This is a genomic window from Chthonomonas sp., assembly GCF_035294505.1.
Classification (GTDB): domain Bacteria; phylum Armatimonadota; class Chthonomonadetes; order Chthonomonadales; family Chthonomonadaceae; genus Chthonomonas.
Map to the genome: position 1 here is coordinate 1 of NZ_DATGKU010000246.1, position 5,854 is coordinate 5,854.

The 5,854-nt window shown below is 57.9% G+C and carries 6 protein-coding genes; all 6 read right to left on the minus strand.

The annotated features are described in order from the left end of the window. A partial coding sequence (truB, locus tag VKV18_RS14805; RefSeq protein WP_324204955.1) for a tRNA pseudouridine(55) synthase TruB occupies positions 1-433 on the minus strand: 433 nt, incomplete at its 3' end. Further along, positions 430-1,200: a class II aldolase/adducin family protein gene (locus tag VKV18_RS14810; protein ID WP_324204956.1), complete on the minus strand. Its 771-nt coding sequence runs from the start codon at positions 1,198-1,200 to the stop codon at positions 430-432. The genes truB and VKV18_RS14810, both read right to left, overlap by 4 nt. Positions 1,201-1,227: 27 nt before the next feature. Then, complete coding sequence (locus tag VKV18_RS14815; protein WP_324204957.1) at positions 1,228-2,184, minus strand: SDR family oxidoreductase; 957 nt, start codon at positions 2,182-2,184, stop codon at positions 1,228-1,230. 161 nt (positions 2,185-2,345) lie between these two features. Further along, positions 2,346-3,728 (minus strand): argininosuccinate lyase, encoded by a 1,383-nt coding sequence (gene argH / locus VKV18_RS14820; protein ID WP_324204958.1) that lies wholly within the window; start codon positions 3,726-3,728, stop codon positions 2,346-2,348. Positions 3,729-3,766: 38 nt separating this feature from the next. After that, the gene (locus VKV18_RS14825; protein WP_324204959.1) at positions 3,767-5,062 is read right to left on the minus strand and encodes an argininosuccinate synthase; all 1,296 of its coding nucleotides are present in this window, start codon (positions 5,060-5,062) and stop codon (positions 3,767-3,769) included. Between the two features lie 5 nt (positions 5,063-5,067). Continuing rightward, positions 5,068-5,854, minus strand: a 787-nt coding sequence (argF, locus tag VKV18_RS14830) for an ornithine carbamoyltransferase (RefSeq protein ID WP_324204960.1), incomplete at its 5' end; no start/stop codon positions are given.

Here is a 5,854-nt window from a genome sequence, read left to right on the forward strand (position 1 = left end):
CTTCACGGGCTAAATCGTAGAGACGACGGCCTTGGTGGCGCTTGGCCGAAACCATGGGAGGAACCTGTTGAATGAGGCCACAAAAACGCTTTAGAATCGGCTTCAGCGCCTCCGCCGTGAGATAACCGGCATCGCACTCACCTACCACCTTGCCGGTGATGTCAAGCGTATCCGTTTCGACGCCGAACACAATTTCGGTGAGATAGGCCTTGCGAGAGGCGCTGAGGTATTCCGCCAAGCGGGTAGCCTGCCCGACGCAAAGCACGAGAACGCCGGTTGCCAAGGGGTCTAACGTGCCGGTGTGCCCCACACGGCGCACGCCCAAACGCTTGCGCACCCACTGCACCACGTCGTGCGAGGTTCTCTGAGCCGGCTTATCTATAACAAGCAACCCGTTTAGCAGAGAGGATTTTATCCCATCGCCTGTCTTCATGCACTTTGTCCGAGCTGACGCTGGCGATAGTGCTCATCCGGCCGCGTATGGATACGGCGCACGGCCTCTTCGGTAAGGAAGTTAGGCCCACCGGCCGCGCAGGTGCCAAGCAGAATACGCGCTGCCTTTACCGCCATAAGGGTAATGTTTTCTACCTCGCGTGCCGAACGGCCTAGAGCGATAAAACCGTGGTTCTGCATCCACACGGTCTTAGGCCATTCGCCCCACTGCTCGAAGAACTCCTCAACACGCTGCTTTATGCGCTGAGCCAGTGGAATGCCGGGGTCTACATACTCCACAAAGCAGGGGGCTACGCCACAGACCACAATCTCATCGGGGAAGAGCCTTCCCGCCAACAGCTCGCGCGCCCGGCACGAACAGAGAATAGAGTTGATGGCCGTTGGATGGGTGTGCCCTACAAACTGAACGCCGGGCAGCGTGAGAAAATAGGCATGAAAGAAGGTCTCTACGGAAGGGAGAACTTCCTGATCTTTCTCGGCCTTGCTGTCTAAGAGCACCTGCTTGAGAGCCGCATCCGACAGGGGAGGCCCCTCGAAACAGGCGAGGATGGGGGCAAAACGTACCGCACAAAACCCCTCCGGGCCGATGGTGCCCAGCTGTTGCCCGCTCGCCTTCACCAGAAACACCTCTTCGTTTACCTTTGCGGAGGTATTCCCCTCACCAAGAATGGCCAAATCGCGCTCCGGTGCCCCCAAAGCGCGAGAAAGCTGAACTAACTGTTCTAAAATCGGCAAGGATGGATTCATTTGTGTGAACTCCCTTAGTTCGAGTTTTCACGCCTTTCGATAGGCCTCCACGGTAAGACGCAACCCTTCCTCCAAGTTTGTGGCCGGACGATAGCCGATAAGCTGTTCGGCTCGCGAAATGTCGGCGCCCGAATGGCGAATATCTCCGGCGCGCGGAGCTGCGTAGTTTGGAGTAACTTGGGTGCCCATCACACTCTGCAGCATCTGCAAAAGCGTGTTCAGCGTATACTGGCGCCCTCCGGCGATATTGAACACTGCACCGCACGCCTTCTCCGATGGCGCGGTAGCTGCCAGCAGATTCGCCCGCACTACATCGCCCACATAACAAAAATCGCGCGTCTGCTCTCCATCCCCAAAAATGGTGGGCGACTTCCCCTCCAAAAGAGCGGAGATAAATTTGGGAATAACGGCAGCATACGGGCTATCCGGGTTCTGATTCGGCCCGTAGACGTTAAAATAGCGCAGCGCAACGGTCTGAAGACCGAAGATGTTCGTAAAGTTTTGCGCGTAGTGCTCTCCTGCCAATTTCTGAACCCCGTAGGGGGAAAGCGGTCGGGGAAGAACCTCTTCATGGGTAGGAATGACGGATGTATCGCCGTAAACGGCCGCCGAAGAGGAGAACACAAAGCGCTGTACCCCATGGTCACGCGCGGCCATGAGCATGTTAAGCGTTCCTCCGATATTCACGGCATCCGCCTGGATGGGGTCTTGAATAGAGATGGGCACAGAGACCAGTGCGGCCAGATGGAACACAACCTGAACGCCGCGGCAAGCGTTGCGACAGGCAAGCGCATTGCGTATATCCCCCTCCACCACCTCGATGTGCTTCTCAAAACCACGAAGATTTTCGGGCGTGCCGGCAGAGAAGTTATCTAGCACACGCACCTTCGCTCCCTGCAGAGCCAACGTCTTGGCCAGATGTGCCCCAATAAACCCGGCCCCGCCGGTTACCAGAGCGCTCTCAATTTTGGGAATAGCCTCCACTGACTTCTCCTTAAACGCCTTTCAAAGGCACCGATAAACTGTATCTCTATGCTACCACACTCTGCCGCCTGTTCGCCCAGCGATGCCCTCTCAAAACAATCGCAAGGAGGCTAAGATCGCATGCCAAGAACCAAGTCGGGATAGACAGCAAAGAAGGAGGATCAGGGCGGTTCTGCTAGCCTCTGTCGTGCGCACACGAGCTGCGCACGTAGGGCCTCAGGGGCCGTGCCGCCCTCAGAGGTACGACTCGCCATGCTTGCGTAGGGGGTTAAAAGGGCTAGAACCTCGCTATCGAACAAGGGGGAAAAGGTTTTTAAGGTGGCGACATCGAGGGCCTCAAGCCCGATCCCTTTCTCAAGACAGTGGCGCACGATGCGCCCAACCACCGCATGAGCCTCGCGGAAAGGCACCCCTCTACGGGCTAGGTAGTCCGCCAGATCGGTGGCCGTGGAGAAATCGCCCTCTAGGACGGCCTTCATGCGCTCCGTCCGAAACCGAGCGGTTTGAAGGGTTCGGCGCAAGGCCGGTAAGACGAGCTGAAGCGTATCTATCGTGTCAAAGAGAGGCTCTTTGTCTTCCTGCAAGTCTTTGTTGTAGGCCAGAGGCAACCCCTTCAACACGGTGAGCAGGGCCATAAGGTTCCCGTAGAGGCGCCCTGTTTTCCCTCGTACCAGCTCAGCAACATCCGGGTTCTTTTTCTGAGGCATGATGCTACTGCCGGTGGTAACGCTATCGTCAAGCTCCACAAACCCAAACTCAGGGCTGTTCCAAAGGATGATCTCCTCGGCCAAGCGCGATAGATGCATGCCGAGAATGGCGGCAGTCGAGAGAAACTCCACAGCGAAATCCCTATCGGAAACCGCATCGAGGCTATTGGGCAGCACCGAATCGAAGCCCAATAACTCGGCAACCCTACGGCGATCGATGGGAAAACTGGTGCCGGCCAAGGCACCGGCACCCAACGGAAGCCGATTGAGGCGTTTCCGACAATCGTGCAGGCGCTCTCGGTCTCTATCTAACATCCAGAAGTAGGCCAAGAGATGGTGCGCCAGCGAGATAGGCTGGGCATGCTGCAGATGCGTGAAACCGGGAAGAACCGTCTGAATCTCGCGTTCGGCCAGGGCAACAAGCGTCTGTTGAAAACCCTTGATCTCTTCGGTCAGCGCATCACAAACGTCGCGCAGGTAAAGCCGCAGATCGGTAGCTACCTGGTCGTTTCGGCTCCGTGCGGTGTGCAGTTTGCCCGCCACATCGCCTATCCGCTCATAGAGAAGGCTCTCGATAGCGGTGTGCACATCCTCGGCATCCTCGGGGAGGGCGACACGTCCCTCTGCAAGCTCCTGCTCAAGTGCCTTAAGCCCCTCCACGATCTTCAGAGCCTCCTCTTGAGGCAGAATACCGGTAGCCCCAAGCATGGTGGCGTGGGCGATGCTTCCACGAATATCCTGTCGCCAAAGGCGACGATCAAAGGGAAGCGAGTTATTTAGTTGCGCTATCAGCGCATCGGTCTCGCCCTCAAAACGCCCACCCCATAGTTTCCGCATCGTCTCTTACTTTCCGTTCCGTTGCAAAGCCGTCCTCCCTACGCCTGAGGCTCTTCTGTTAGAGGCTGCGACACACTCCCCCAAAGAAGCGCCGGAGGAACCGGCTGGCCAGCAAGTTTACCGCTTTGGCGCAGATGGAAGTACATGCGCGATTGCAGACCGTGTGTCTTGACAACGCCCAGCGACTCAGATTGATCGAAGGTCTTGCTGTCGAAGGAGGCAAGGTCGGCGCTATAGAGCGCGTTGGGGCTATTGCGCCCGATTACCGTAGCCGAACCTTGGAAGAGGCGCATGTGCACAACGCCGTTCACCCGCTCCTGCACCCGCGCGATGAACGCTTCGAGGTCTTCCTTCAACGGGTCAAACCAAAGCCCTTTATAGGCTAACTCACCCCACTCACGGTCTACCATCGCCTTAAACTTCAACTCGCCTTGGGTGCAGACCAGGGCCTCTAGTGCCTTGTGGGCGGTAAGCAGGGTCACCGCGGCCGGGCACTCGTAGTTTTCGCGCACCTTAAGCCCCAACATGCGGTCTTCCATAATATCAATGCGCCCTACACCATGCTGTCCCGCCACGCGATTAAGGGTAGTTACCAGACTTACGGGGTCGAGCCGCTGCCCATCGAGGGCCACGGGCACGCCCTGCTCGAACTCGATGGTAATGGTTTGCGGGGTTGGCAAGCAGCTGCCCGGCCCGCGCGTCCATTTAAAAATCTCTTCAGGTGGGGCGTAGTCCGGCTCCTCCAAACGCCCGCCCTCAATGCTACGTCCCCATAGGTTCTCATCTACCGACCAGATGCGCTCTTTGGTCTGTGGAATATCGAGACCGTGGGCGTTGGCGTAGTCTATCTCCTCACTGCGCGTCCAAGGCTCGCGGCGTCCGTCGGGCAGGCGACGCCCCTCGCGCATGGGCGCGATGATCTCGGCCTCCGGCATGAGCGTACGCAAAATGTACTCAATGCGGAACTGGTCGTTGCCTTTGCCGGTACATCCGTGTCCGAAGGCGGTCGCCCCCAACTCGCGAGCCTTCTCCACCGCCTTGAGGGCAATGAGAGGCCGCGCGATGCTTGTGGAGAGAGGATAGCCCTCGTAGTCCCCGTTGGCACGAACAGCAGGCCAACAAAAGTACTCCACGAAAAGCTGTTTGGCATCTACGGTATAGTGCTCCGCACCGAGGCGCCGAGCGCGCTCCTCGGCCTGACGGATATCCTCTTCCGGCTGCCCCACGTCCACCGTTACCGTAATGACGTGGTCAAAGCCGTACTCTTCACGAACTAACGGGATGCATACGGAGGTGTCTAGCCCTCCAGAGTAGACAAGAACGATCTTTTTCATAATTCTCAAAGTCCTATAATCAGCAGCAAGAGCGCTTTTTGTGTGTGCAAGCGATTTTCGGCCTGCTCAAGAATGGAGGCTTTATGGCGCTCCATCACCTCATCGGTGATCTCCTCGCCTCGGTGCGCAGGCAGACAGTGCATGGCGATGGCGTTGGGTTTGGCGTGGGCGAGAAGGGTCGCATTGAGTTGATAGGGCGCAAACAGTTTGGCACGTTGCTCGCGTTCGGCCTCCTGCCCCATACTCGCCCACACATCGGTGTAGATGGCATCGGCATCACGCACGGCCGCTTCCGGCTGCGAGAGTATCTCGATATGGGCGCCGCTGATGGCAGCTAGTCGTCGTGCCTCCTGAACATAGGCCTCGTCGGGAAAGTAACCGTTGGGGCAGGCCGCGGATAAGTTTACCCCCATTTTGGCACAGGCAAGCAGCAGCGCATGCAGCACATTGTTGCCATCGCCCACATAAGCAAGCTTAAGACCGTTGCCTAAAGGGCCGCAGAACTCTTGGAGGGTCAAGAGGTCGGCAAAGGCTTGTATGGGATGTTCGCGATCGCTGAGCGCATTAATTACCGGAATGGTTGCATGTTCGGCAAGCTGCTCTACGGTGGAGTGCCGATAGACCCGAGCCGAGATGATGTCTACCCAACGCGAGAGCGAGGCGGCCACATCGGGCACGGCCTCGCGCGTCCCAAGCCCCACATCGTTCGGGCCGAGATAGATGGCATGGCCGCGCAGGTGCGCCATCGAAACCTCGAAGCTCACGCGCGTGCGCAACGAGGGCTTCTCAAAA